The organism is Streptomyces sp. NPDC040405, from assembly GCF_055595765.1.
In genome coordinates, this window is record NZ_JBVIVI010000010.1 from 78583 (window position 1) to 103099 (window position 24517).

The following is a 24517-nucleotide window of genomic DNA, read 5'->3' on the forward strand; positions in this document are numbered from 1 at the left end:
GATGAATGCCGTCCGAAAAGCGCATCCGGCTGCGGATGCCCCGTCCAGGACATCCGCAGCCGGACAGCGGTGTTACAGGTACTGACCGGTGTTGGCCACCGTGTCGATGGAGCGTCCCGTGTCCGCGCCCTGCTTTCCGGTGACAAGGGTGCGGATGAAGACGATCCGCTCGCCCTTCTTACCGGAGATGCGGGCCCAGTCGTCCGGGTTGGTGGTGTTGGGCAGGTCCTCGTTCTCCTTGAACTCGTCCACGCATGCGGCGAGCAGATGGGAGACCCGAAGGCCCTTCTGGTTGTGGTCGAGGAATGCCTTGATGGCCATCTTCTTCGCCCGGTCCACAATGTTCTGGATCATGGCGCCGGAGTTGAAGTCCTTGAAGTAGAGGACTTCCTTGTCACCATTGGCGTAGGTGACCTCCAGGAAGCGGTTCTCCTCGGATTCCGCGTACATCTGCTCGACGACCGACTGGATCATGCCGGCGACGGCCGCCTTCGCGGAGCCGCTGTGCTCGGCGAGGTCGTCCGTGTGGACCGGCAGGGTGGCGGTCAGGTACTTCGAGAAGATGTCCTTGGCGGCCTCCGCGTCCGGACGCTCGATCTTGATCTTCACGTCGAGGCGGCCGGGGCGCAGAATGGCCGGGTCGATCATGTCCTCGCGGTTCGAGGCGCCGATGACGATGACGTTCTCCAGGCCCTCGACACCGTCGATCTCCGAGAGCAGCTGCGGAACGATGGTGTTCTCCACGTCCGAGCTGACGCCGGAGCCACGGGTGCGGAACAGGGAGTCCATCTCGTCGAAGAAGACGATGACCGGCGTGCCCTCGCTGGCCTTCTCCCGGGCCCGCTGGAAGACCAGCCGGATGTGCCGCTCCGTCTCACCGACGTACTTGTTGAGCAGCTCGGGGCCCTTGATGTTGAGGAAGAAGCTCTTCCCCGCGGGCTTGCCGGTGACCTCGGCGACCTTCTTGGCAAGGGAGTTGGCGACGGCCTTCGCGATCAGCGTCTTGCCGCAGCCGGGCGGGCCGTACAGCAGCACGCCCTTGGGCGGCCGCAGTTCGTGCTCCTTGAACAGATCGGGGTAGAGGTACGGAAGCTCGACCGCGTCCCGGATCAGCTCGATCTGGTTTCCCAGGCCGCCGATCTTGGTGTAGTCGATGTCCGGAACCTCTTCGAGGACGAGTTCCTCGACCTCGCTCTTCGGCACGACCTCGTAGACGTAGCCGGACCGGGGCTCCAGCAGCAGGGCGTCACCGGGACGGATGGTGGTTTCCAGCAGCGGCTCGGCGAGCCGCACCACGCGCTCCTCGTCGGTGTGCCCGATCACCAGGGCCCGCTCACCGTCCTCAAGGACCTCCTTGAGTGTGACGATGTCCCCGGCGCGCTCGAACTCCATGGCCTCGACCACATTGAGCGCCTCGTTGAGCATGACCTCCTGGCCCTTTTGGAGGTCGTCGAGCTCGACGCTTGGGCTCACATTCACGCGGAGTTTACGGCCCCCGGTGAAGATGTCAGCTGTGCCGTCCTCGTTCGCCTGCAGAAAGGCACCGAAACCGGCCGGCGGCTGTGCGAGCCGGTCGACCTCCTCCTTGAGGGCCACGATCTGGTCGCGGGCCTCACGGAGGGTGTTCGCGAGCCGCTCGTTCTGTGCGGAGACTCCCGCCAGATTGGTCTGCAGCTCGACGATCCGCTCTTCGAGAATCCTCGTGTGACGCGGAGAGTCGGCGAGCTTGCGGCGCAGGACGGCGATTTCCTGCTCGAGATAGGCAACCTGACCGGCGGGGTCATCAGACCCCCGCCCCGGCCGGATGCCGCGGTTGATGTCGTCGTCGTGGGCTGCCACGGTCCTCACCTCCTCCAAGGGGAGCTGGACGCTTCCTGACCCTACCTGGGCCGGTGCGGGTTGAAACCCCTAGATCACAAACCCGGTCGGCGTGTGTCCGATCTTCACCCTTGCGCACTCCCTCACGCCAGGTGAATACCCACCCAACAACATCGGAAAGCGAGCGGTTGTATCGTCGACCCGGTCAACACCCGCCAGGGCTGGCGATATTTAGTCAATGTTGAATCGCGTATCGAGGGAACGGCAGGCGACGCACCGTGCAGAACGAGGAGCTCGGCGATCTTGAAGTCTGGATTGACCAGGACCTGTGCACGGGTGATGGGATCTGTGCCCAGTACGCGCCCGAGGTCTTCGAACTCGACATCGACGGTCTAGCCTACGTCAAGAGCGCCGACGACGAGCTTCTGCAGGACAAGGGCGCGACCACCAAGGTGCCGCTGCCGCTGCTCACCGAGGTCGTGGACTCCGCCAAGGAGTGCCCGGGCGACTGCATCCATGTGCGGCGCGCGGCGGACCGGGTCGAGGTGTACGGGCCGGACGCCGAGTAGCGTCCGCGGGCCCGCGGGGCCGGGCGCCGGGTGCAGCGCTGCGTGACCGGTCAGACACTCCCCGGCACCGGCAGTGCCTTCAGGACGAACTCTCCGTCCTGCCACTGCCAGTTGACCTTGCGCTGCAGATCCGGACAGCACCGCGGGACCTTCAGGGACGAGTAGCCCAGCAAAGTGGCCGAAACCTTCGTTCCGCGCACGGTGAAATCCTGGACACTCATCCCCTCCTTCGGATCGACGAAGGTCGCCACGATCCGGGGGGCCGCACCCGCGCGCTTCGGCTGCGCGAGCACGTAGACGCCGCTGGGCGGATTACCGGCCGCGGTCTCGCAGCGCACCACGGCGACGGTTTCCGGCCGCCCGTCCCCGTCCAGGTCCGCCGAGGCCCGGTCCACTACGCCGGGGGCGGCCCGGCCGCAGTCCATCGGGTAGTGCGCGGCGCGCGGATCAGGGGCCCGCAGAACCGGCAGAGCGCCGCCGCGGTGCGCGGAGAGGGTGGTGGGGGCGGGAGTGGCCTTCGCGTCGGAGGGCTGGAAGGCCGACGCCCCGGCGACGACGGCGGCCACGGCGGCCGCGGTCGCGATCCAGTGCACCGGACGGGGACGGGTGTGTGCGAGATCCGGGCCCAGAGACTGCACGCGGGACGACTCCATGAGATGGCTGCGGCGGAGGGGGTGCTCCGCATCGTGCCACATCTCACACCGGCGCGGCCACCGCCCCGCACGGGGGAAATCGGTGGCCGCGCCGAGTCGTTGGCGTATCGGGGCCGTCAGCCGCGGTCGGCGGCGGAGTCCTGCCCGCCGGACGCGCCCTTGCCCTCCTGGGCTCCGGTGGCGCCCGTGCCCTTCCCGCTGCCGTAGCCCGGGTAGTCGTCGCCGTACGCGCCCTTGGCGGGCCGGCGGCGGCGCAGCGGCGGCTCCACGCCGTCCGCGAGGCGGCGGGCGGTGAGCAGGAAGCCGGTGTGGCCGATCATCCGGTGATCGGGGCGCACCGCCAGACCCTCGACGTGCCAGGTGCGGACCATGGTCTCCCAGGCCGACGGCTCGTTGAAGGTGCCGAACTCGCGGATGGACTCCACGGTGCGGGCCAGCTGGGTGGTGGTGGCGACGTAGGCGCACAGGATGCCGCCGGGCACGAGCGCCTTGGACACCGCCTCCAGGCACTCCCAGGGGGCGAGCATGTCCAGGATGACGCGGTCGACGTCGGTGTCGGACAGGTTGTCCTGGAGGTCGCCGACGGTCAGCCGCCAGGCGGGGTGCGGGGAGCCGAAGTAGCGCTCGACGTTCTGGGAGGCGATCTCGGCGAAGTCGGCCCGGCGCTCGTAGGAGTGCAGCATGCCCTGGTCGCCGATGGCCCGCAGCAGGAAGGTGGAGAGCGAGCCGGAGCCGACGCCCGCCTCGACGACGCGTGCGCCGGGGAAGATATCGGCCATCGCCAGGATCTGCCCCGCGTCCTTGGGGTAGACCACGGCGGCACCGCGTGGCATGGACAGGACATAGTCGGGGAGCAGGGGACGCAGCGCGAGGTACGCGACGTTTCCCGTGGTGCGCACGACGGTTCCCTCGGGGACGCCGATCAGCTCGTCATGGGGGAAGGAACCCTTATGGGTATGGAAATTCTTCCCGGCTTCGAGCGTGAACGTGTAGTGGCGACCCTTGGGATCGGTGAGCTGGACCTGGTCCCCGACCTGGAAGGGCCCGCGACGGCGGGCGGCACCGGTCGGTTCGGACATGTGAACAGCCTACCGGCAGCGGGAGCCCGCCCGGGACGGCGGGCCTCGGCGGGGGCTCCCGGGACCCCTCGGATCAGCCGGTGGGGGTGCGCGCCATGGCGTTGACGAAGGCGCGCTCGACGTCCGCCGTGGAGAGGACGCCGTAGATCTCGCCTGTCTCCTCCACCACCAGGTACTCGGTCGCGGGGGTGGCGCGCAGGGTGTCCAGCAGCTCCTCGCCGGTCAGCTCGGCGGAGACCCGCATGCCGTCCTTGAGGTCCTGGGCGAGGCCGCTGACCGCGACCCAGGGGCGCCGGTGCTCCGGGACCCCGACGATCGCCGCCTCCCGCACCACGGCGGTCGGGGCGCCGTGGCCGTCCACCACGACCAGGGCGCGCGCCCCCGCCTCGTTGGCCCGCCGCAGCGCCTCGGACAGCGGGGTGTCGGAGGAGACGGGCACGGCGCGCCGGGTGAGGTTGCGGGCGCGCAGGTCCGGCAGGCGCTCCCGCAGCCGGGCCATGCGCAGGCTGTTGCCCGCGCCGGTCCAGATGATCGCGGCCAGTATGGCGGCGAGCAGCGCGTCGGTGAGCGAGTCGACGCTGCCGAAGTCCTTGGGCTCCCCGCCGAGGCCGCCCGCCTGGGTGAGCAGCGGCAGCCCCACCAGGACGGCGACGGCGAGCGCCCGGCCGGTCCAGGCGGCGGCGACGGTGCCCGCCATGGGCTTGCCGCTGATCTTCCAGACGACGGCCCGCAGCATCCGCCCGCCGTCCAGCGGAAGGCCGGGCAGCAGGTTGAAGATGGCCACGATGAGGTTGGAGATCATCAGCCCGGCGAGCAGCACCCCGGGCACCGAGTCGGGGTCCACGAAGAGCATCCCGACGTAGAAGACCCCGGAGAGGATCAGCGAGAGCAGCGGGCCGACGAAGGCGAGGACGAATTCCCGGCCGGGGGTCTCGGACTCCTTCTCGATCTCCGAGACGCCGCCGAAGAACTGCAGCTGGATCCGGCGCACGGGCAGCTTGAAGCGCAGGGCGGCCACGGTGTGTGCCAGCTCGTGCACCAGGACGGAGGCGTAGAAGGCGACCGCGAAGAAGAGCGACACCAGGTAGCGGACGGCGCCCAGCTCCGGCAGCACCCGCTCCAGCTGGCCGCCGAAGACCCAGGTGATGAGGGCGGCCACGAGGAACCAGCTGGGCGAGACGTAGACGGGCACGCCGAAGGGGCGCCCCATCAGAATGCCGCCGCCCACCTCGCGTGGGCGGCGCGGCTTGTCCGCCTCGGGCTCGGTCGTGCGGTCCGCTCCCCCGTCGCCGGACTGCCGCTGCCCGCTGTTGTCCACGGTGTCCCCTCGTCGGATGCGTCCGTCGCACCCTGTTTTGATACGGTCCCCACGATCATGCAGTGCGAGGGGCTCGGACGTCGATGGTATGCGTCCGGTTGTCGGTGGCGGGTCGTAGGGTCTTCGCCATGGGAATCACCTCAGGGCAGCCCGAACAGCCGGACGGGGCACCGCAGTCCGGCCGCGCCGCGTCGCTCTCGCCGTCTCGTGCGGCCGACTTCATGCGATGCCCGTTGCTGTACCGCTTCCGGGTGATCGACAAACTGCCGGAGAAGCCGAGCGCCGCCGCGACCCGGGGCACGGTGGTGCACTCGGTGCTGGAGCGTCTGTTCGACGCGCCCGCCGCCGAGCGCACCGCGCCGCGTGCCCGGGCGATGGTGCCGGGCGAGTGGGAGCGGCTGCTGGAGGCCAAGCCGGAGCTGGCGGAGCTGTTCCGGGAGGAGGACGGCGCGGAGTCCCCGGAGCGGCTGGCCGAGTGGCTGATGAGCGCCGAGAAGCTGGTCGAGGGGTGGTTCTCGCTGGAGGACCCGACCCGGCTGGAGCCCGCCGAGCGGGAGCTGTTCGTGGAGACCGCGCTGGAGTCGGGGCTGACGCTGCGCGGGATCATCGACCGGGTGGACATCGCGCCGACCGGGGATGTGCGGATCGTCGACTACAAGACGGGGAAGGCGCCCGGGCCGCAGTACGCGGGGGAAGCGCTGTTCCAGATGAAGTTCTACGCCCTGGTGCTGTGGCGGCTGCGCGGCACGGTGCCGCGCCGGCTGCAGCTGGTCTATCTGGGCAGCGGCGATGTGCTGACGTACGACCCGCAGGAGCGGGATCTGCTCGGGGTGGAGCGCAAGGTGCTGGCCCTGTGGGAGGCGATCCGGCTGGCGACGGAGACGGGGGACTTCCTGCCGCGCCGGACCAAGCTGTGCGGCTGGTGCGACCACCAGGCGCACTGTCCGGAATTCGGTGGCACTCCCCCGCCGTATCCGCTGCCCGTGATCCCGGCACAGTCCCCTGTTCGGCCGCAGGACGGCGGCTCCGGCAGAATGGACGCGGTCTAGCGAAGGAGATCCCGTGGCGATCCGCGTCCTACTGGTCGATGATCAACCGCTGCTGCGCACCGGCTTCCGGATGATCCTGGAGGCGGAGCAGGATCTGGCGGTCGTCGGCGAGGCCGGGGACGGCCTGCAGGCTCTCGACCAGGTGCGGGCGCTCCAGCCCGACGTGGTGCTGATGGACATCCGGATGCCGCGGATGGACGGGGTGGAGGCGACCCGGCAGATCACCGGCCCCGGGCGGGACGGCCCGGCCAAGGTGCTGGTGCTGACCACCTTCGACCTCGACGAGTACGTGGTGGAGGCGCTGCGCGCCGGGGCCAGCGGCTTTCTGCTGAAGGACGCCCCGGCCACCGAGCTGGTGCAGGCCATCCGGGTGGTGGCGGCGGGCGAGGCGATGCTGGCGCCGAGCATCACGCGCCGCCTGCTCGACAAGTACGCCGGGCATCTGCCGTCGGGCGAGGAACCGGTTCCGGACACCCTGCACACGCTCACCGAGCGCGAGGTCGAGGTGCTCAAACTGGTGGCCCGCGGGCTGTCGAACGCGGAGATCGCCGCGGATCTGTTCGTCAGCGAGACGACGGTCAAGACGCATGTGGGCCATGTGCTGACCAAGCTGGGACTGCGGGACCGGGTGCAGGCCGCGGTCTACGCGTACGAGAGCGGGCTGGTCCGCCCCGGCGCGCAGTAGGGGTCCGCTCCGGCGCGCAGTGGCCGGAAGGCGCGCGCCGGAGCGGGACGGGCGTCAGTCGGTGGGCGACTTCTTGATCTCCCAGAAGCGGAAGACCGTCGAGGCGTCCAGGGTCCACTGCAGCCCGGAGATGGAGTCCTGGGCCACCGCGTACTGCTTGCCCTGCCACAGCGGGAGCATCGGCACCTCGTCGGCGACCAGGTTCTGGATCTTCTGGAAGTCGCCGACCGTGGCCGAGCGGCTGGGCTGGCCCGCGGTGGCCGGTATGAGCTGCCCGGTGAGCTGCGCCGAGGTGTAGTGGTTGGCCAGGACGTTGCCGGAGCCGAAGAACGGGGCGACGAAGTTGTCCGGGTCCGGGTAGTCGGGCACCCAGCCCTTGACGTAGACGGGGTAGTCGCCCGCGGCCACGCCCTTCTCGTACGCGGCGACGTCGGTGCTCTTCACGTCGACGTCGAACAGCCCGCTGGCGTTGAGCTGCTTGGCGATCTCCTGGAGGCCCGGCACGGTGCCGGGGCCGTAGCGGATCGGGGTGCCCCACAAGGTGAGCTTGACCTTGTCGGTGATGCCCTCCTCGCGCAGCGCCTGCTTGGCCTTCTCGGGCTGCGGCCGGTCGCCGTACTTGTCGAAGAAGGCCGTGTTGTGGCCGGTGATGCCCGCGGGGACGACCGAGTACAGCGGCTCGGCGGTGCGCTTGTAGACGTCCCGGACCAGGGTGGAGCGGTCGATGAGGTACGCCATGGCCTTGCGCACGCCCAGCTTTCCGGCCACCGGGTCCTTCATGTTGAAGACCAGGTGCTGGACCTCGGCGCCGGTGCCCTCGACGACGTTCAGGTTCTTGCCGCCGCTGAGGGACTCGGCCTGGAGGTCGGCCAGGTCCTTCATGGCCAGTCCGCGGTAGGCCAGGTCCACGTCACCGTTCTGGACGGCGTCCTTCAGCGCCTGCTGGCGGCCCTGGAAGAACTTGAGGGTCATCCCGGTGTTCTGGGCCTCGGCGGGGCCCTTGTACTCGCCGTTGACCGAGAAGTCGGCCTCCTCCTTGCCGAAGGAGTCCAGCTTGTAGACGCCGGAGCCGATCGCCTTGTTGTCGGAGCGCAGCTTGTCGGCCGGGTATTCGCTGTGGTCCACGATGGACCCGGCGCCGGAGGCGATCTTCTGCGGGAAGGTGGCGTCCGGGGTCTTCAGGTTGAAGACGACGGTCCGCTCGTCCGGGGTCTTGATGTTCCCGATGCTGGAGAGCATCACGGCCGGGCCGTTCTCGTCGTTGATCCGCATGGTGCGCTCGAACGAGAACTTGACGTCCTCTGAGGTGAGCGGATGCCCGTTGGAGAACTTCAGGTCGTTCCGCAGCGTGCAGGTGAAGACCTGGCTGGAGTTGTCCTTGAAGCCGCACTTCTCCGCCGCCTCGGGCTGCGGGGTGGTGCCGCCCTTGGGGAAGCTCAGCAGCGACTGGAACACGTTGTTGAACAACAGCCAGGAGCCCGGGTCGTAGCCGGATGCCGGGTCGGTGGCCAGCACCTCGTCCGACATGCCCATGACGACGTGCTCACCGCTGCCCGCGGCGTCCCCGTCCTCGCTCCCACAACCGGTGAGCAGGGCGGCGGCAAGTCCCGCACCAAGCGGAGCTGCCAGCCACTGGTCACGTTTCCTCACGGGTGGTTTCCTCACAGTTTCGTCGTCTTGTTATCCGGCCCCCGTCTGGCGTTGCGTCAGCTGCCGGCTCCTCGGCCCAGCTCCCATAGCTGCAGCATGGTCGAGGAGTCGAATGCGTATTCGGCCCCGGTGATGTTGTCTCGGGCCGCCACATAGGTGTTCCCCTGCCACAGCGGCAGATAGGGCACATCGTCGGCGACGGTGTTCTGGATGGTCTGGAAGTCTCCGCCCGCACGGGTGCGCTGGCTCTCCTGCCGGGTCCGCGGGATCAGCTGGTCCTGCACGGCGCTGTCGCGGTAGGGCGAGTTGAGGAAGTTGTCCTTGGTCAGGAAGGGCGCGATGTAGTTGTCCGGGTCCGGGAAGTCCGGCAGCCACCCCATGCCGTAGGCGGCGTAGGTGCGCTTGGGGAGGTTGGGGCGGAACTCGGTCCAGCGGACGCCCTTGATCTTGACCTTGAAGAGGCCGCTGCGGTTGAGCTGGCTCCGCAGCTCCTTGAACTCCTGGGCGGTCTCCGGACCGTAGTGGTCGGTCGTGTACGTCAGGGTCAGCTTCACCGGGGTGCTGATCCCCGCGTCGCGCAGGACGCCGCGGGCGGCGTCGGGGTCCGGGTCGCCGTACTCGTTGTAGAACGAGTTGGTGTGCGAGCTGACGTTGTTCGGGATCAGCGAGTACAGGGGCTCGGCGGTCCGCTTGTAGACGTCACGTACCAGCGCCTGCCGGTCCACCAGATGGGCGATGGCCTGCCGCACGGCCTTGCTCTTCACCGACGGGTCGTCGGTGTCGAAGACGAGGTAGCGGATGCCCTGGCCGGAGGACTCGAAGAGCCGGACGCCCTTGACCTCGCCCTTGTTGAGCTCGTCGATCTGGCCGGGCGAGAAGCCGCGGTGCACCACGTCGATGTCGCCCTTGGTCAGCGCCTTCTCCATGGCCGGCGCGGAGTCGAAGAACCGCAGCTCGACCTTGTCGCTGTCCGGCTTCACGTCGCCCTGGTAGTTCGGGTTCCGGGTGAAGAGCACCTTCACCAGCCGGTCGCCCCGCACCTCGGTCTTCGCCTGGTACGGGCCGGAACCGACGAGGTCGAAGCCCTTGCGCAGCGCGTTCCCCTGGTAGACCTCGCTGTCCAGGATGGCCGCGGCCGGGGTGGTGAGCTTGGACGGGAACGTCGCGTCGGGCGCGCGGAGATGGATGACGACCTCGCGGGAGGTCGGGGTCTCCACCGTGTCCACGTTGGAGAGCAGGGAGACCGGGCCGTTGCGGTCCTTGATCCGCAGCATCCGGTCGAGCGAGAACTTGACGTCCTCGGAGGTGAGCGCGTGGCCGTTGGAGAACTTCAGCCCGCTGCGCAGGGTGCAGCGGTACTGCTCGCTCTGCCGGTCCTGGAAGCCGCACTTCTGCGCGGCGTCGGGTATCGGATCGGTTCCCGAGCGGGGCAGCCGCATCAGCGTCTGGAAGCTGTTGTGCAGCACGCTCCACGAGGCGAAGTCGTAGGCCTGGGCGGGGTCCAGCGGGGCGGGCGCCACCTTCGATGCCTCGATCCGGTCGGTACTCCCCAGGACGATGGCGCCGTCATCAGCGCCCGAGCCGTCGGGTCCACCGCATGCGGTGAGCGCTGACGTCAGTAGGCCCGCCACGGCCGGCAGCGCGAGCGACTTGCGCTTCATTGTCGGGAGTCTCCCTGCGATCGATCAACCACTCGCGACGAGATTAGTCCGAGGCGCCAGCCATGCTCAGACACAACGAAGTTGAGGCGATATCACGCACCGATAACGAGAAAGGTCCGCCCGATATCCGAACGCGGTCGCGTATCGTACGGGATGTCACCAATCCGGACACAAGGGCTCGCCCACATCGCACCAAACAGGACGCGCAGCAGATACCCGCCCGATCTGTCGACGGCATATGCAGTGATAAACATCACGCCCGGAATGCCGCCGCCGCCACACAAAATCGCGGAGCGCGTTATTCAGTCTGCAATTTACAGAAATACGCTCAGTGTGCGATCAGTGCACCGCTGTGACCAGTCTGCGAAGAAAGGGAAGATCGACTTCTTCGAGCGATCCCACGACCGTGCGGCCCGCCGCGGGCTCGATCGGCACGATGGAGGGCACCGCCACCACCCGGCACCCGGCCGCCTCGGCGGCCCGTACCCCGGTCGCCGTGTCCTCGATGACCACGCACCGCGCCGGTTCGGCGGCCAGCCCCGCGGCGGCGAACAAATACGGGTCGGGGTGCGGCTTCGTACGGCCGATCTCGTCGCCCGCGACCGTCAGCGCGAAGTACTCCGGACCGATCGACCGCAGCAGCCGGTCCACCACCTTCCGGTGCGAGGCGGAGACCAGGGCGGTCGGCACCCCGTGGGCGGCCAGTTCGGTGAGCAGCCGGCGCGCGCCGGGGAGCATGGGCACGGTGCCGTCGAGCAGCTCGGTGAAGCGGCTGTTCAGCAGGCCGCTCAGCTCCGCGAGCGCGATGTCGGCGCCGGTGGCCTCGATGAGGAACGAGGCGCTGCGGGCCATCGGGCCGCCGACCACCACCTCGCGGTACTCCTCGGCGAGGGCGTGGCCCAGCTCGGCGAAGATGGACACTTCCGCGTCCCACCAGATGTCCTCGGTGTCCACCAGGGTGCCGTCCATGTCGAGCAGGACCGCCTGCAGGGCCGAGCCTTCGGCCGAACGAGTGTCGACGGCGGGGATGCTGCTGGTCATCCAAACACCTCCGGATACGGGGCACGAAGGCCGGCCCTCTTCCGGAATACGGAAGACGACCGGCCTCTACCGGATCGACCAGTCTACGACGCGGTGCGTCGCGGCGCCTCCTGTCGGGCGCCCACCGGTTACCGGGCGTTGAAGTACTTGGCCTCCGGGTGATGGATGACGATCGCGTCGGTCGACTGCTCGGGGTGCAGCTGGAACTCCTCGGAGAGCTTCACCCCGATCCGCTCCGGCTCCAGCAGATCGGCGATCTTGGCCCGGTCCTCCAGGTCGGGGCAGGCGCCGTAGCCGAGGGAGAAGCGCGCGCCGCGGTACTTCAGCGCGAACATGTCCTCGATGGCGCCGGGGTCCTCACCTGCGTAGCCCAGCTCGGCCCGGACCCGGGCGTGCCAGTACTCGGCCAGCGCCTCGGCGAGCTGCACGGACAGCCCGTGCAGCTCCAGGTAGTCGCGGTAGGAGTCGGCGGCGAACAGCTCGGCGGTCGCCTCGCCGATCTTCGAGCCGACGGTGACCACCTGGAGGCCGACCACATCGGTCTCGCCGGACTCCTCGGGCCGGAAGAAGTCCGCCAGGCACAGGCGGCGTCCCCGGCGCTGGCGCGGGAAGGTGAAGCGGGTCCGCTCGCTGCCGTCCTCGTTGAGCAGGACGAGGTCGTCGCCCTTGGAGACGCAGGGGAAGTAGCCGTAGACCACCGCGGCCTCCAGCAGGTTCTCCGTACGCAGCTTGTCCAGCCAGCCGCGCAGCCGCGGGCGTCCCTCGGACTCCACCAGCTCCGTGTAGCTCGGTCCGTCGCCCGTGCGGGCCTCCTTCAGCCCCCACTGGCCCTTGAACAGCGCGCCCTCGTCCAGCCAGGAGGCGTAGTCGACCTGCTGGATGCCCTTGACGACGCGGGTGCCCCAGAACGGCGGGGCGGGCACCGGGTTGTCGATGGCGACGTCGGAACGCGACGGGCCCTCCGGCTCCGGCTCGCTCAGCGCCGTGTCGCGCTTGGGCACCCGGCGCTGCTTGAGGGCGGGCAGCTCCGCGCCCGGGACGCCGCGCTTGACGGCGATCAGGGCGTCCATGAGCCGCAGCCCCTCGAAGGCGTCGCGGGCGTAGCGGACCTCGCCCTCGTAGATCTCGTGAAGGTCCTGTTCGACGTAGGCGCGGGTGAGGGCGGCGCCGCCGAGGATGACCGGGAAGTCGGCGGCCAGCTTGCGCTGGTTCAGCTCCTCCAGGTTCTCCTTCATGATCACCGTGGACTTCACCAGCAGCCCTGACATGCCGATGACGTCGGCGCGGTGCTCCGCGGCGGCCTCCAGGATCGCGGAGACCGGCTGCTTGATGCCGAGGTTGACGACGTTGTAGCCGTTGTTGGAGAGGATGATGTCGACGAGGTTCTTGCCGATGTCGTGGACGTCGCCGCGGACGGTGGCGAGCACGATGGTGCCCTTGCCGTCGTCGTCCGTCTTCTCCATGTGCGGCTCCAGATGGGCCACCGCGGTCTTCATCACCTCGGCGGACTGGAGGACGAACGGCAGCTGCATCTGGCCGGAGCCGAAGAGTTCGCCGACGACCTTCATGCCCTCCAGCAGCGTCTCGTTGACGATCTCCAGGGCGGGCCGCTCGGCGAGGGCCTCGTCGAGGTCGGCCTCCAGGCCGTTGCGCTCGCCGTCGATGATGCGCCGCTGGAGACGCTCGTCCAGCGGCAGGGCGGCCAGTTCCTCGGCCTTGCCCGCCTTGAGGGACTTCGCCGTGGCGCCCTCGAAGAGCGCCATCAGCTTCTGCAGCGGGTCGTACCCCTCCGCGCGCCGGTCGTAGATCAGGTCCAGCGCCGTGGTGACCTGCTCCTCGTCGAACCGCGCGATCGGCAGGATCTTGCTGGCGTGCACGATCGCCGAGTCCAGCCCGGCCTTGACGCATTCGTCCAGGAAGACGGAGTTGAGCAGGATGCGGGCGGCCGGGTTGAGGCCGAAGGAGATGTTCGACAGGCCCAGCGTGGTCTGGACATCGGGGTGGCGGCGCTTGAGCTCACGGATCGCCTCGATGGTGGCGATGCCGTCCTTGCGGGACTCCTCCTGACCGGTGCAGATGGTGAAGGTCAGGCAGTCGATGAGGATGTCGGACTCGTGGATGCCCCAGTTGCCGGTCAGGTCGGCGATGATCCGCTGGGCGATCTCGACCTTGTGCTCCGGCGTGCGCGCCTGGCCCTCCTCGTCGATGGTCAGCGCGATCAGCGCGGCGCCGTGTTCCCGGGCGAGCGTGGTGACCTTGGCGAAGCGGGACTCGGGGCCGTCGCCGTCCTCGTAGTTGACCGAGTTGATGACCGCGCGGCCGCCCAGCTTCTCCAGACCGGCCTGGATGACGTCCACCTCGGTGGAGTCCAGCACGATGGGGAGGGTGGAGGCGGTGGCGAAGCGGCCGGCCAGCTCCTGCATGTCCGCGACGCCGTCGCGGCCGACGTAGTCGACGCACAGGTCGAGCAGATGGGCGCCCTCGCGGATCTGCTCGCGGGCGATCTCCACGCAGTCGTCCCAGCGGCCGTCCAGCATGGCCTCGCGGAACTTCTTGGAGCCGTTGGCGTTCGTCCGCTCGCCGATGGCCAGGTACGAGGTGTCCTGGCGGAACGGCACGGTCTGGTAGAGCGAGGCGGCGCCCGGCTCGGGGCGCGGCTCGCGGGTGGTCGGGGTCAGGTCGCGGACCCGCTCGACGACCTGGCGCAGATGCTCGGGCGTGGTGCCGCAGCAGCCGCCGACCAGGGACATCCCGTACTCGCGGACGAAGGTCTCCTGGGCGTCGGCCAGCTCGCTCGCGGTGAGCGGGTAGTGGGCGCCGTCCTTGCCGAGCACCGGCAGGCCCGCGTTCGGCATGCAGGACAGCGGGATACGCGAGTGGCGGGCGAGGTAGCGCAGGTGCTCGCTCATCTCGGCCGGGCCGGTCGCGCAGTTGAGGCCGATCATGTCGATGCCGAGCGGCTCCAGGGCGGTGAGCGCCGCGCCGATCTCGGAGCCCAGCAGCATGGTGCCGGTGGTCTCGACGGTGACCGAGCAGATGAGCGGGAGGTTGGCGCCGGTGGCGTCCAGCGCGCGGCGGGCGCCGAGGACGGCGGCCTTGGTCTGCAGCAGGTCCTGGGTGGTCTCGACCAGGAGGGCGTCCGCGCCACCGGCGATCATGCCCTCGGCGTTCTGCTGGTAGGCGTCGCGCAGCGTGGTGTACGGGGCGTGGCCGAGGGTGGGGAGCTTGGTGCCGGGGCCCATCGAGCCGAGCACCCAGCGGTGGCGCCCGTCGGCGGCGAACTCGTCGGCCACCTCACGGGCGATCCGGACGCCCGCCTCGGACAGCTCGTAGACCCGCTCGGGGATGTCGTACTCGCCCAGCGCCGCGTGGTTGGCGCCGAAGGTGTTCGTCTCGACACAGTCCACGCCCACCTCGAAGTACGCCGCGTGAACCGAGCGGACGATGTCGGGGCGGGTGACGTTGAGGATCTCGTTGCAGCCTTCGAGCTGCTGGAAGTCATCGAGACTGGGGTCCTGCGCCTGGAGCATCGTGCCCATCGCGCCGTCGGCTACCACGACGCGGGAGGCAAGTGCCTCGCGAAGGGCGTCGGCTCGGGCGGCGGATGCGGACGATGACGTGTGCGAGGCCATGGATGTGCTCCCTGGAGTGCGACGGCTGTCGGCTTTGCGCCCTCACTTGGGAAGGGCGCACCAGGCCAGCCTAGCTGCCGGGGGCAAGAGGGCAGGCGGCCGTCCCATCAGCCGGACGCACTTCCTCCGGTCGGCCGCGGCCGACTGGTGATCATTTACGTTTGGCCGGATGTACCGCGGAGTCGACATGGACCGATAGTGTTCAGCATTGTCGAACCGCAGTCAGGAGGTTGGCGATGCCACGGAACATCCAGTCGTTGGAGCGGGCTGCCGCGATGCTACGCCTGCTCGCCGGCGGCGAGCGACGGCTGGGACTGTCCGATATCGCCTCCACCCTCGGGCTCGCCAAGGGGACCGCCCACGGCATCCTGCGCACCCTCCAGCAGGAGGGGTTCGTCGAACAGGACGAGAACTCGGGCCGCTACCAGCTGGGCGCCGAGCTGCTGCGGCTGGGCAACAGCTATCTGGACGTCCACGAGCTGCGCGCCCGCGCCCTGGTGTGGACGGACGACCTGGCGCGCTCCAGCGGCGAGAGCGTCTATCTCGGCGTACTGCACCAGCAGGGCGTGCTCATCGTCCACCATGTCTTCCGGCCGGACGACAGCCGTCAGGTGCTGGAGGTCGGCGCCATGCAGCCGCTGCACTCCACGGCCCTGGGCAAGGTGCTGTCCGCGTACGACCCGGTGGCGCACAGCGAGGCGGCCGAGGGCGACCGGGAGCCGCTCACCAAGCACACGGTGACCGAGGAGGACGCGTTCGAGGGCGTCCTGGCGCTCACCCGGGCGCGCGGCTGGGGCTCGGACGTGGAGGAGACCTGGGAGGGCGTCGCCTCGGTCGCGGCCCCGGTGCACGACCGGCGGCGGCTGCCGGTGGGGGCGGTGGGGATCACCGGCGCGGTGGAGCGGGTGTGCGAGGACGGGGAGCTTCGCTCCGAGCTGATCGCCGCCGTACGGGACTGCGCCCGGGCGGTCTCCCGGGACCTGGGCGCCGGGCGCTTCTGACCCCGCCCCGACCCGCACAGGCCCCGACCTGGACCGGGAGCCTGACCAGGACCTTTGGCCAGGTCTATGGTCCTCCATCACGGTTTCACATCCTCCGGAGTTTTCCTCCACACGACCCTTGACGGGCTCTTCGCCGTGAAGAAAACTGCCGTTCATCGGTCGGCATTGTCGAACACCTGACGACAATATTCGCTATGGTGGACTCGCCGCGGGCCGACCAACGCCCTCCCACGAGGGCGCGGATCCTCGGCGGGACCGGGGGTTCGCCTTCCCCTGGACGAAGGACAAAGGAGTCGCGGGTGTCCAGCTCCGACATCTTCATCGGCGAGACCATCGGTACCGCCGTTCTCACCCTGCTCGGCTGCGGTGTCGTCGCAGGCGTTCTCTTGAAGCGATCCAAGGCGTTCGACGCGGGATGGGTGGCCATCACCTTCGGGTGGGGCTTCGCCGTCCTCACGGGCGCGTACATATCGGCGCCGCTCTCCGGCGCACACCTCAACCCGGCGGTCACCCTCGGTCTCGCGATCAACGGCGGCATCGAGTGGAGCGACGTACCGGTCTACTTCCTCGGGCAGATCCTCGGCGCCATGATCGGCGCGGTGCTGGTGTGGGTCGCCTACGTGGGCCACTTCCAGGCGCATCTCACCGACCGCGAGATCGTCGGCGGTCCGGGCGCGCAGGACACGGAGAAGGCCGACGCGGCCGAGGCCACAAACGCGGGCCCGGTGCTGGGGGTCTTCTCGACCGGCCCGGAGATCCGCAACACCGTGCAGAACCTGGCCACCGAGATCATCGCCACCGCCGTGCTGGTCCTCGCCATCCTCACCCAGGGCCTGAACGGCGACGGCAAGGGTCTGGGCGTGATCGGCGTCCTGATCACCGCCCTGGTCGTGGTCGGCGTCGGCCTCTCTCTCGGCGGTCCGACCGGCTACGCCATCAACCCGGTACGTGACCTGGGCCCGCGCATCGTGCACGCCCTCCTGCCGCTGCCCAACAAGGGCGGCTCGGACTGGGGCTATGCCTGGATCCCCGTCGTCGGCCCGCTCCTCGGCGGAGCTCTCGCCGGCGGCATCTACGAGATCGCCTTCGCCTAGCCCCCACCCCCTCGGACCCGCAGGAGAGCAACCCACCATGACCGACACCCACACCACGAGCGCCTCCTCCCACGGACACGGTCCGTTCATCGCCGCGATCGACCAGGGCACCACGTCCAGCCGCTGCATCGTGTTCGACCGGGACGGGCGCATCGTCTCGGTCGACCAGAAGGAACACGAACAGATTTTCCCCAAGCCGGGCTGGGTCGAACACAACGCGACCGAGATCTGGCAGAACGTGCAGGAGGTCGTGACCGGCGCGATCACCAAGGCCGAGATCACCTCCGCCGACGTCAAGGCGATCGGCATCACGAACCAGCGCGAGACCACCCTGCTGTGGGACAAGAACACCGGTGAGCCGGTGCACAACGCGCTGGTCTGGCAGGACACCCGCACCGACGCCCTCTGCCGGGAGCTGGGCCGCAACGTCGGCCAGGACCGCTTCCGCCGCGAGACGGGTCTCCCCCTGGCGTCCTACTTCGCCGGGCCCAAGATCCGCTGGCTGCTCGACAACGTCGAGGGGCTGCGCGAGCGCGCCGAGGCCGGGGACATCCTCTTCGGCACCATGGACTCCTGGGTCATCTGGAACCTGACCGGCGGGGTCAACGGCGGGGTGCACGTCACCGACGTCACCAACGCCTCCCGCACCATGCTGATGAACCTGCACACCCTCGACTGGGACCCGAAGATCCTGACGTCGATGAACATCCCGGCCGCCCTGCTGCCGGAGATCCGTTCCTCCGCCGAGGTCTACGGGCACACCGCCGACGGCGTCCTCGCGGGCGTGCCCGTCGCCTCCGCGCTCGGCGACCAGCAGGCGGCCCTCTTCGGCCAGACCTGTTTCGCCGAGGGTGAGGCCAAGTCCACGTACGGCACAGGCACCTTCCTGCTGATGAACACCGCCGACAAGCCGGTCAACTCCTACAACGGCCTGCTGACCACCGTCGGCTACCGGATCGGCGACCAGAAGCCGGTGTACGCCCTGGAGGGCTCCATCGCGGTCACCGGTTCGCTGGTGCAGTGGATGCGCGACCAGATGGGGCTGATCAACAGCGCCGCCGAGATCGAGACCCTGGCCAGCTCGGTGGAGGACAACGGCGGCGCGTACTTCGTGCCCGCGTTCTCCGGTCTGTTCGCCCCGTACTGGCGCGACGACGCGCGCGGCGTGATCGCGGGCCTGACGCGTTACGTCACCAAGGCGCACATCGCGCGGGCCGTGCTGGAGGCCACCGCCTGGCAGACCCGCGAGATCGTCGACGCGATGACCAAGGACTCCGGCGTCGAGCTGACCGCGCTCAAGGTCGACGGCGGAATGACCTCCAACAACCTGCTGATGCAGACCCTCTCGGACGCCCTCGACGCACCTGTGGTGCGCCCGATGGTCGCCGAGACGACCTGCCTCGGCGCCGCCTACGCCGCCGGCCTGGCCGTCGGCTTCTGGCCGGACACCGACGCGCTGCGCGCCAACTGGCGCCGGGCCGCCGAGTGGACCCCCCGTATGGACGCGGACGTACGGGACCGCGAGTACAAGAGCTGGCTCAAGGCCGTGCAGCGGACCATGGGCTGGATCGAGGACGAGGAGTAATCTCAATGACCCCCCTGCAGAGCGTTCCTTCCCTCGGGACGCACCCGGCTGCCGGTTCGCACCCGACCCGCGCCGAAACCCGGGAACAGCTGTCCAAGGCTTCGTACGACCTCCTGGTGATCGGCGGCGGCATCCTGGGCATCACCACTGCCTGGCACGCCGCGCAGTCCGGACTGCGGGTGGCCATGGTGGACGCCGGCGACTTCGCCGGCGCCACCTCCTCCGCCTCCTCCAAGCTGCTCCACGGCGGCCTGCGCTACCTCCAGACCGGTGCGGTCAAGCTGGTCGCCGAGAACCACTTCGAGCGGCGCGCCGTCTCCCACAGCGTCGCTCCGCACCTGTCCAACCCGCTCACCTTCTACCTGCCGGTCTACAAGGGCGGCCCGCACGGCGCGGCCAAGCTGGGCGCGGGCGTCTTCGCGTACTCGGCGCTCTCCGCGTTCCGCGACGGCGTCGGCCATGTGATCAACGCCGAGAAGGCCGCGCGGGACGTCCCGGAGCTGCGCACCGAGGGGCTGCGGGCGGTCGCCGTGTACGGCGACGGGCAGATGAACGACAGCCGCATGGCCCTGATGACGGTCCGGGCCGCGGTCGACGCGGGCGCCACCGTCCTCAACCACGCCGAGGTCACCGGGCTGCGCAAGTCCGACGGCCGGGTCACCGGCGCGGAGCTGAAGGACCGTACCGACGGCACCGAGTTCGGCGTCAACGCCCGGCTGGTGCTCAACGCCACCGGCCCCTGGGTGGACCACCTGCGCCGGATGGAGGACCCGAACGCAGCGCCGTCCATCCGGCTCTCCAAGGGCGCTCATCTGGTCCTCAAGCGCACCTCCCCCTGGCGGGCGGCGCTGGCGACGCCGATCGACAAGTACCGCATCACCTTCGCCCTCCCCTGGGAGGACATGCTGCTGCTCGGCACCACCGACGAGCCGTACGAGGGTGACCCGGCCGAGGTCGCGGTCAACGACGCGGACGTCACCCAGATCCTGGACGAGGCCGCCTTCTCCATCCGCGACCAGCAGCTCTCCCGCGACCTGATCACGTACTCCTTCGCGGGGCTGCGGGTGCTGCCCGGCGGCCCCGGCGACACGGCCAAGGCCAAGCGGGAGACGGTGGTCACCGAGGGCAAGGGCGGCATGCTCTCCATAGCGGGCGGCAAGTGGACCACCTTCCGCCACATCGGCCGCACCGTGATGAGCAAGCTCGCCCAGCTGCCGGGCCGTCCGCTCGCGGACGACATGGAGCCGGTCAAGCAGCTGCCCAAGCACATGCCGCTGCCCGGCCTCGCCAATCCGCACGCGGTCGCCCACCGGCTGCTGGTCGACGGCGGTACGCCCGGCCCGCGCATGGCCGCGGACACCGCGCGCCATCTGGCGACCCACTACGGTTCGCTCTCCTTCGACATCGCGCGGCTGGCGAGCGGGGACGCGGCGCTCGCCGAGCGGATCCACCCGGACGCCCCGGAGATCTGGGCCCAGGTCGTCTACGCCCGGGACCACGAGTGGGCGCAGACGGCGGACGACGTGCTGCGCCGCCGCACCACGCTGACGATCCGCGGCCTGGACGACGACGCCATCCGCGGGCGGGTCGAGGAGCTGCTGGCCAAGCGCGGCTGAGGTTCCCTGTGCGAGACGGCCGGGTGAGGAGACGTTTCTCCTCACCCGGCCGTCCGTCTGTGCGCGCGGGGCGCGACCTTACCCGCCAGTTAAAAAGTTGCGGAATCACTCTTGCCTTCTTCGGCGGCACGCGCATCAATAGCCTTCCGTCCGCGCGTGACGGACAGTCAGAAGGCGCGGGCGCACCCCCCACCAGCCCACCGCTCACTTCCCCCACCCGGAAGGCAGTCCCCCATGAGACGCATCAAGCTCGGGATCGGCACGGCAATGGGAACAGCAGCACTGGCCGCCGGCGCGCTCGCGCTGGCGCCGAGCGCGGTCGCGGTCACCCCGACCACCGCGACCATCACGGCCGAGTGCGGAACATTCGGTTCGGGCCTCGCGACACTGACGGCCACGCAGAGCGGCACCGCCGCGACCATCACCCTCTCCTCGGGCGCGATCAAGGCGCCGATCGACGTTCCGGCGGGCGCGGTCAGCTCGACCCTGACGCTGACGAAGAACGGCTCCGGCACCACGACGTTCACCGGCAACTCCAACCCGGCCATCAAGACCGGCGCCGATGTGACCACCGGCCCGCTCAAGGGCACCGTGGCCGCGGGTGACAAGCTGGAGGCCAAGTCGCTGAAGCTGGTGATCTTCGGTTTGATCACGGTGAACTGCACCGCCACCTCGCCGCAGTCGCCGGGCCCCTTCACCTTCTGAACCGCTCTTCCGAGCCCCTCGGCGAAAGCCGACAACGGACCGGCGGCGTCCCCCGAAGACGCCGCCGGTCCGCGCGCGTCATAATGGACCCATACATCGGATGTTTGACCCGGAGGTCCATCATGGCGGTCACCGACGAGGCGATCGAAAAAATCAAGGGCATGATCGTCTCGGGTGCGCTGCGCCCGGGTGACCGGCTTCCCAAGGAGAGCGAGCTGGCCGCGGATCTGGGCCTGTCCCGCAATTCGCTGCGCGAGGCCGTCCGCGCGCTGTCCCTGATCCGCATCCTCGACGTGCGGCAGGGCGACGGTACGTACGTCACCAGCCTCGACCCCCAGCTGCTGCTGGAGGCGCTGAGCTTCGTCGTGGACTTCCACCGGGACGACACCGTCCTGGAGTTCCTGGCGGTGCGCCGCATCCTGGAGCCCGCGGCCACGGCGCAGGCGTGCAGCCGGATCAGCGAGACCGAGCTGGACGCGCTGGGCGCCCAGTTGGACGCGCTGGGGCAGACGCCCTCGGTGGAGGAGCTGGTCGCCTGCGACCTCGAATTCCACCGGGGGATCGTCCACGCGTCGGGCAACTCGGTGCTCTGCTCCCTCCTGGACGGGCTCTCCGGCCCCACGACCCGCGCCCGCGTCTGGCGCGGCCTCACCCAGGAGGACGCGGTCAGCCGCACCCTCCACGAGCACCGGGCGATCCTGGGCGCGCTCCGGGACCGGGACGCGGAGGCGGCGCGGTCGTGGGCGACGGTGCATGTCGCGAGCGTGGAGCAGTGGCTGCGCTCGACGCTGTGAGGGGGCCTTCCCCCGCCCCCTGGGCTCCGCCCCGGACCCCGTTCCTCAAACGCCGGAGGGGCTGGGTAGTGGGCACATCCGCCCCGCCCCCGGCGTAAGGCCCAGGGGGGCGGGGCCGACCTGGGGTAGCCCTGCGGCCGCCGGACGCCGAGGACCGGCGCGCACTCGGTACGAAGCCGCGCAGCGCCGCTCCGCCCAGGCCCCGGTGCGGGGCACCGGAGGCAGCCCCGGCACCCTCTCCGCGCGGTGCAGCCGCCTCTGGGCGATGGGGCTCGCCCGGGGCGGTGGGAGCCGTCTCCCGGCACGGGGACACCGCCCCTCTGCCCAGCGGAGCCGCCCCCCGCTCAGCGCGGTACAGCCGCCCACGCGGGGCGCTGGCAGCCGCCTCTCGGCACGGGGACGCCGCCCCTCTGCCCAGCGGAGCCGCCCCCGCTCAGCGCGGTACAGCCGCCTCTAGGCGGTGGGGCCACCCGCCCAGGGCGGTGGGGGCAGTCCCTCGGCACGAGGACACCGGCCCTCTGCCCAGCGGAGCCGCCCCCGCTCAGCACAGTGCAGCCGCCCGCACAGGGCGCTGGCAGCCGCCTCTCGGCACGGGGACGCCGCCCCTCTGCCCAGCGGAGCCGCCCCCGCTCAGCGCGGTGGGGTCGCCCGCTCGGGGCGGTGGGGGCCGTCTCTCGGTACGGGGTAACGCCCGCGCTAGGGGTGCAGGCCGTACGTGTGCGCGGCGTTGGTGCCGAAGACTGCTTGGCGTTCGGTGGCGGTCAGGGAGGTGGTGGCTCGGTGCGCCAGGGTCACTACGTCCGCGTACGTCGCGGCCAGTTCACATACCGGCCAGTCCGAGCCGAACAGCACTCGCTCCGGGCCGAACGCCTCCAGTACGTGGCGGGCGTACGGCAGCAACTGCTCGGGTTTCCAGGACGTCCAGTCGGCCTCGGTCACCAGGCCCGACAGCTTGCAGTCGACGTTCGGAAGGGCGGCCAGCCGCGTCAGCTGGTCGGCCCAGGGCTCCCGCTCGCCTCGGGCCACCGGGGGTTTCGCCGCGTGGTCGAGGACGAAGCGCAGTCCCGGGAGCTCGCGTACCGCGGTGGTCGCGGCGGGCAGCTCGCGCGGGGTGACCAGCAGGTCGTAGACGAGCCCCGCGTCGGCCGCGGCGGCGAGGCCGCGGCGTACGTCGGCGCGGGCCAGCCAGTCCGGGTCCGGCTCGTCCTGCACCTGGTGCCGCAGGCCCACCAGCCGGTCCCCGCCGGGGCCCGCGGCCAGGGTGGCGAGGAGAGCGGGCAGTTCGGGGTCGGTGAGGTCGGCCCAGCCGACGACGCCCGCGATCCGGTCCGAGGCGCCCGCCAGGGCGAGGAGTTCGCGCGTCTCGTCGTACGAGGAGCTGGACTGGACGATGACGGTGGCGTCGATGCCGTGCTCGTCGAGGTGGGGGACGAGGTCCGCCGGGGTGTACGTGCGGGCGATGGGGTCGGCCCAGGTGCCGTCCATCCACGGCTGCGGCCGACGGGACAGGTCCCACAGATGGTGGTGGGCGTCGATGCGGCGAGACACGGGCTCTCCTCAGACCGGCAGCGGGATGTCGTCGTCGAGCAGCCCGCGCCGGACCAGCGCGTGCCACAGCTCGTCGGGAATGTCGTAGCCGAACATCTCGGCGTTGTCCCGCACTTCGTCCGGACCGGCGGCGCCGACGACCGCCGACGCCACTGCCGGGTGGCCGAAGGGGAAGCGCAGGGCGGCGGCCCGCAGCGGGACCCCGAACTCGGCGCAGACGGCGGCGAGCCGCCGGGCCCGCTCGGCGATCTCGGGCGGCGCCTCCTCGTAGTTGTAGCGCGCGCCGGGGCGGGGGTCGGCGAGCAGCCCGGAGTTGTAGACGCCGCCGACCACGACGGAGGTGCCGCGCCGCTCGCACACCGGCAGCAGGTCGTCGTAGGCGGTGCGCTCCAGCAGCGTCCAGCGCCCGGCGCACAGGACGACGTCCACGTCGAGGTCGGCGACGAAGCGGGCGAGGATGTCGCTGTAGTTCATGCCGAAGCCGATGGCCCGGACGAGCTTCTGGTCGCGCAGTTCGGCGAGCGCCGGGAAGGCCGTCTCGTACACCTCGCGGATGTGGTTCTCCGGGTCGTGGACGTAGACGATGTCGAGGGCCTCGACGCCGAGGCGCTCCAAGGAGGACTCAAGGGAGGCGCGGATGCCGTCCCGGCTGAAGTCCCACTCGCGGACCCGGTCGGGGGTGTCCGCGAACCCGTCCGGCTGGACGGGTTCGCCGGGCGCCCGGTCCCGCAGCCGCCGCCCCACCTTGGTGGAGAGCGTGTACGAGCCGCGGTCGCGCCCCGCGAGCGCGCGCCCCAGCCGCTCCTCGGACAGCCCGACGCCGTAGTGCGGCGCGGTGTCCAGATAGGTGGAGCCGAGTTCCAGCGCGGTGTGGACGGTCGCCAGGGCGCGTTCCTCGGGCACCGCGGCGTACAGATTGGCCAGCGGGGCGCAGCCGAGCCCGAGGGGTGGTACGTGGACGCCCGAGCGCCCCAGTTCGCGCGGCCCGCGCGGTACCTGCGCCATGATTTCTCGCCTCT

General features: G+C 70.1%; 19 protein-coding genes. 9 read left to right on the top strand and 10 right to left on the bottom strand.

Going from position 1 to position 24517, the window contains the following annotated elements; genetic code table 11:
• Positions 1-72 precede the first annotated feature (72 nt).
• Entirely contained in the window at positions 73-1839 is a 1767-nt protein-coding gene (gene arc / locus ACZ59A_RS33700; protein ID WP_385445313.1) for a proteasome ATPase, read from the bottom strand.
• A gap of 257 nt (positions 1840-2096) precedes the next feature.
• Between arc and ACZ59A_RS33705 the strand changes: the two genes are divergently transcribed.
• Complete coding sequence (locus ACZ59A_RS33705; protein ID WP_468050543.1) at positions 2097-2387, top strand: ferredoxin; 291 nt, start codon at positions 2097-2099, stop codon at positions 2385-2387.
• Between the two features lie 50 nt (positions 2388-2437).
• Here ACZ59A_RS33705 and ACZ59A_RS33710 read toward each other — a convergent pair whose 3' ends face one another.
• The 3 genes from ACZ59A_RS33710 to ACZ59A_RS33720 form a co-directional block, all read right to left on the bottom strand.
• Positions 2438-3040, bottom strand: a complete 603-nt coding sequence (locus tag ACZ59A_RS33710; RefSeq protein WP_470966696.1) for a hypothetical protein — start codon at positions 3038-3040, stop codon at positions 2438-2440.
• 116 nt (positions 3041-3156) lie between these two features.
• Positions 3157-4119, bottom strand: a complete 963-nt coding sequence (locus ACZ59A_RS33715) for a tRNA (adenine-N1)-methyltransferase (RefSeq protein WP_470966698.1) — start codon at positions 4117-4119, stop codon at positions 3157-3159.
• Between the two features lie 73 nt (positions 4120-4192).
• Positions 4193-5437 carry a site-2 protease family protein gene (locus ACZ59A_RS33720; RefSeq protein ID WP_470966700.1) on the bottom strand — a complete coding sequence of 415 codons (1245 nt, stop codon included), beginning with the start codon at positions 5435-5437 and terminating at the stop codon, positions 4193-4195.
• Positions 5438-5565: 128 nt separating this feature from the next.
• Between ACZ59A_RS33720 and ACZ59A_RS33725 the strand changes: the two genes are divergently transcribed.
• The gene (locus ACZ59A_RS33725) at positions 5566-6486 is read left to right on the top strand and encodes a RecB family exonuclease (protein WP_470966702.1); all 921 of its coding nucleotides are present in this window, start codon (positions 5566-5568) and stop codon (positions 6484-6486) included.
• Between the two features lie 13 nt (positions 6487-6499).
• Positions 6500-7171, top strand: coding sequence for a response regulator (locus ACZ59A_RS33730; RefSeq protein ID WP_009719179.1), 672 nt, complete (start codon positions 6500-6502; stop codon positions 7169-7171).
• Between the two features lie 54 nt (positions 7172-7225).
• On the opposite strand, the gene ACZ59A_RS33735 is transcribed toward ACZ59A_RS33730, so the two are convergent.
• The 4 genes from ACZ59A_RS33735 to metH all read right to left on the bottom strand — a co-directional run bounded on the left by ACZ59A_RS33735 (position 7226) and on the right by metH (position 15155).
• Complete coding sequence (locus tag ACZ59A_RS33735) at positions 7226-8821, bottom strand: ABC transporter substrate-binding protein (protein WP_470966705.1); 1596 nt, start codon at positions 8819-8821, stop codon at positions 7226-7228.
• A 56-nt stretch (positions 8822-8877) separates the two neighbouring features.
• Positions 8878-10482 (bottom strand): ABC transporter substrate-binding protein, encoded by a 1605-nt coding sequence (locus ACZ59A_RS33740; RefSeq protein WP_470966707.1) that lies wholly within the window; start codon positions 10480-10482, stop codon positions 8878-8880.
• A 339-nt stretch (positions 10483-10821) separates the two neighbouring features.
• The gene (locus ACZ59A_RS33745; RefSeq protein ID WP_470966710.1) at positions 10822-11523 is read right to left on the bottom strand and encodes an HAD family hydrolase; all 702 of its coding nucleotides are present in this window, start codon (positions 11521-11523) and stop codon (positions 10822-10824) included.
• A 128-nt stretch (positions 11524-11651) separates the two neighbouring features.
• Positions 11652-15155, bottom strand: a complete 3504-nt coding sequence (gene metH, locus ACZ59A_RS33750; protein WP_470966713.1) for a methionine synthase — start codon at positions 15153-15155, stop codon at positions 11652-11654.
• A 236-nt stretch (positions 15156-15391) separates the two neighbouring features.
• On the opposite strand from metH, the gene ACZ59A_RS33755 reads away from it, so the two are divergent.
• The 6 genes from ACZ59A_RS33755 (at position 15392) to ACZ59A_RS33780 (ending at position 21950) form a co-directional block, all read left to right on the top strand.
• On the top strand, positions 15392-16156 hold the full coding sequence (locus ACZ59A_RS33755) for an IclR family transcriptional regulator (protein ID WP_470966715.1): 765 nt from the start codon (positions 15392-15394) through the stop codon (positions 16154-16156).
• A 299-nt stretch (positions 16157-16455) separates the two neighbouring features.
• Complete coding sequence (locus tag ACZ59A_RS33760) at positions 16456-17250, top strand: MIP/aquaporin family protein (protein WP_470966718.1); 795 nt, start codon at positions 16456-16458, stop codon at positions 17248-17250.
• 37 nt (positions 17251-17287) lie between these two features.
• Positions 17288-18835: a glycerol kinase GlpK gene (glpK, locus tag ACZ59A_RS33765; RefSeq protein WP_470966720.1), complete on the top strand. Its 1548-nt coding sequence runs from the start codon at positions 17288-17290 to the stop codon at positions 18833-18835.
• A 5-nt stretch (positions 18836-18840) separates the two neighbouring features.
• On the top strand, positions 18841-20451 hold the full coding sequence (locus ACZ59A_RS33770; RefSeq protein WP_470966723.1) for a glycerol-3-phosphate dehydrogenase/oxidase: 1611 nt from the start codon (positions 18841-18843) through the stop codon (positions 20449-20451).
• Between the two features lie 234 nt (positions 20452-20685).
• On the top strand, positions 20686-21156 hold the full coding sequence (locus ACZ59A_RS33775) for a hypothetical protein (protein ID WP_470966725.1): 471 nt from the start codon (positions 20686-20688) through the stop codon (positions 21154-21156).
• A gap of 122 nt (positions 21157-21278) precedes the next feature.
• Positions 21279-21950, top strand: a complete 672-nt coding sequence (locus tag ACZ59A_RS33780; RefSeq protein WP_470966728.1) for a FadR/GntR family transcriptional regulator — start codon at positions 21279-21281, stop codon at positions 21948-21950.
• 696 nt (positions 21951-22646) lie between these two features.
• On the opposite strand, the gene ACZ59A_RS33785 is transcribed toward ACZ59A_RS33780, so the two are convergent.
• Both ACZ59A_RS33785 and ACZ59A_RS33790 read right to left on the bottom strand, forming a co-directional pair.
• Entirely contained in the window at positions 22647-23498 is an 852-nt protein-coding gene (locus ACZ59A_RS33785; RefSeq protein WP_470966730.1) for an amidohydrolase family protein, read from the bottom strand.
• A 9-nt stretch (positions 23499-23507) separates the two neighbouring features.
• Positions 23508-24503 (bottom strand): aldo/keto reductase, encoded by a 996-nt coding sequence (locus tag ACZ59A_RS33790; protein WP_470966732.1) that lies wholly within the window; start codon positions 24501-24503, stop codon positions 23508-23510.
• Between the last annotated feature and the right edge of the window lie 14 nt (positions 24504-24517).

Bases quoted from the DNA above. Each gene is read 5' to 3' on its own strand.
- ACZ59A_RS33710 (WP_470966696.1), bottom strand. From the start codon at position 3,040: ATGGAGTCGTCCCGCGTGCAGTCTCTGGGCCCGGATCTCGCACACACC.
- ACZ59A_RS33715 (WP_470966698.1), bottom strand. From the start codon at position 4,119: ATGTCCGAACCGACCGGTGCCGCCCGCCGTCGCGGGCCCTTCCAGGTC.
- ACZ59A_RS33725 (WP_470966702.1), top strand. From the start codon at position 5,566: ATGGGAATCACCTCAGGGCAGCCCGAACAGCCGGACGGGGCACCGCAG.
- ACZ59A_RS33740 (WP_470966707.1), bottom strand. From the start codon at position 10,482: ATGAAGCGCAAGTCGCTCGCGCTGCCGGCCGTGGCGGGCCTACTGACG.
- ACZ59A_RS33745 (WP_470966710.1), bottom strand. From the start codon at position 11,523: ATGACCAGCAGCATCCCCGCCGTCGACACTCGTTCGGCCGAAGGCTCG.
- metH (WP_470966713.1), bottom strand. From the start codon at position 15,155: ATGGCCTCGCACACGTCATCGTCCGCATCCGCCGCCCGAGCCGACGCC.
- ACZ59A_RS33755 (WP_470966715.1), top strand. From the start codon at position 15,392: ATGCCACGGAACATCCAGTCGTTGGAGCGGGCTGCCGCGATGCTACGC.
- glpK (WP_470966720.1), top strand. From the start codon at position 17,288: ATGACCGACACCCACACCACGAGCGCCTCCTCCCACGGACACGGTCCG.
- ACZ59A_RS33770 (WP_470966723.1), top strand. From the start codon at position 18,841: ATGACCCCCCTGCAGAGCGTTCCTTCCCTCGGGACGCACCCGGCTGCC.
- ACZ59A_RS33775 (WP_470966725.1), top strand. From the start codon at position 20,686: ATGAGACGCATCAAGCTCGGGATCGGCACGGCAATGGGAACAGCAGCA.
- ACZ59A_RS33780 (WP_470966728.1), top strand. From the start codon at position 21,279: ATGGCGGTCACCGACGAGGCGATCGAAAAAATCAAGGGCATGATCGTC.
- ACZ59A_RS33790 (WP_470966732.1), bottom strand. From the start codon at position 24,503: ATGGCGCAGGTACCGCGCGGGCCGCGCGAACTGGGGCGCTCGGGCGTC.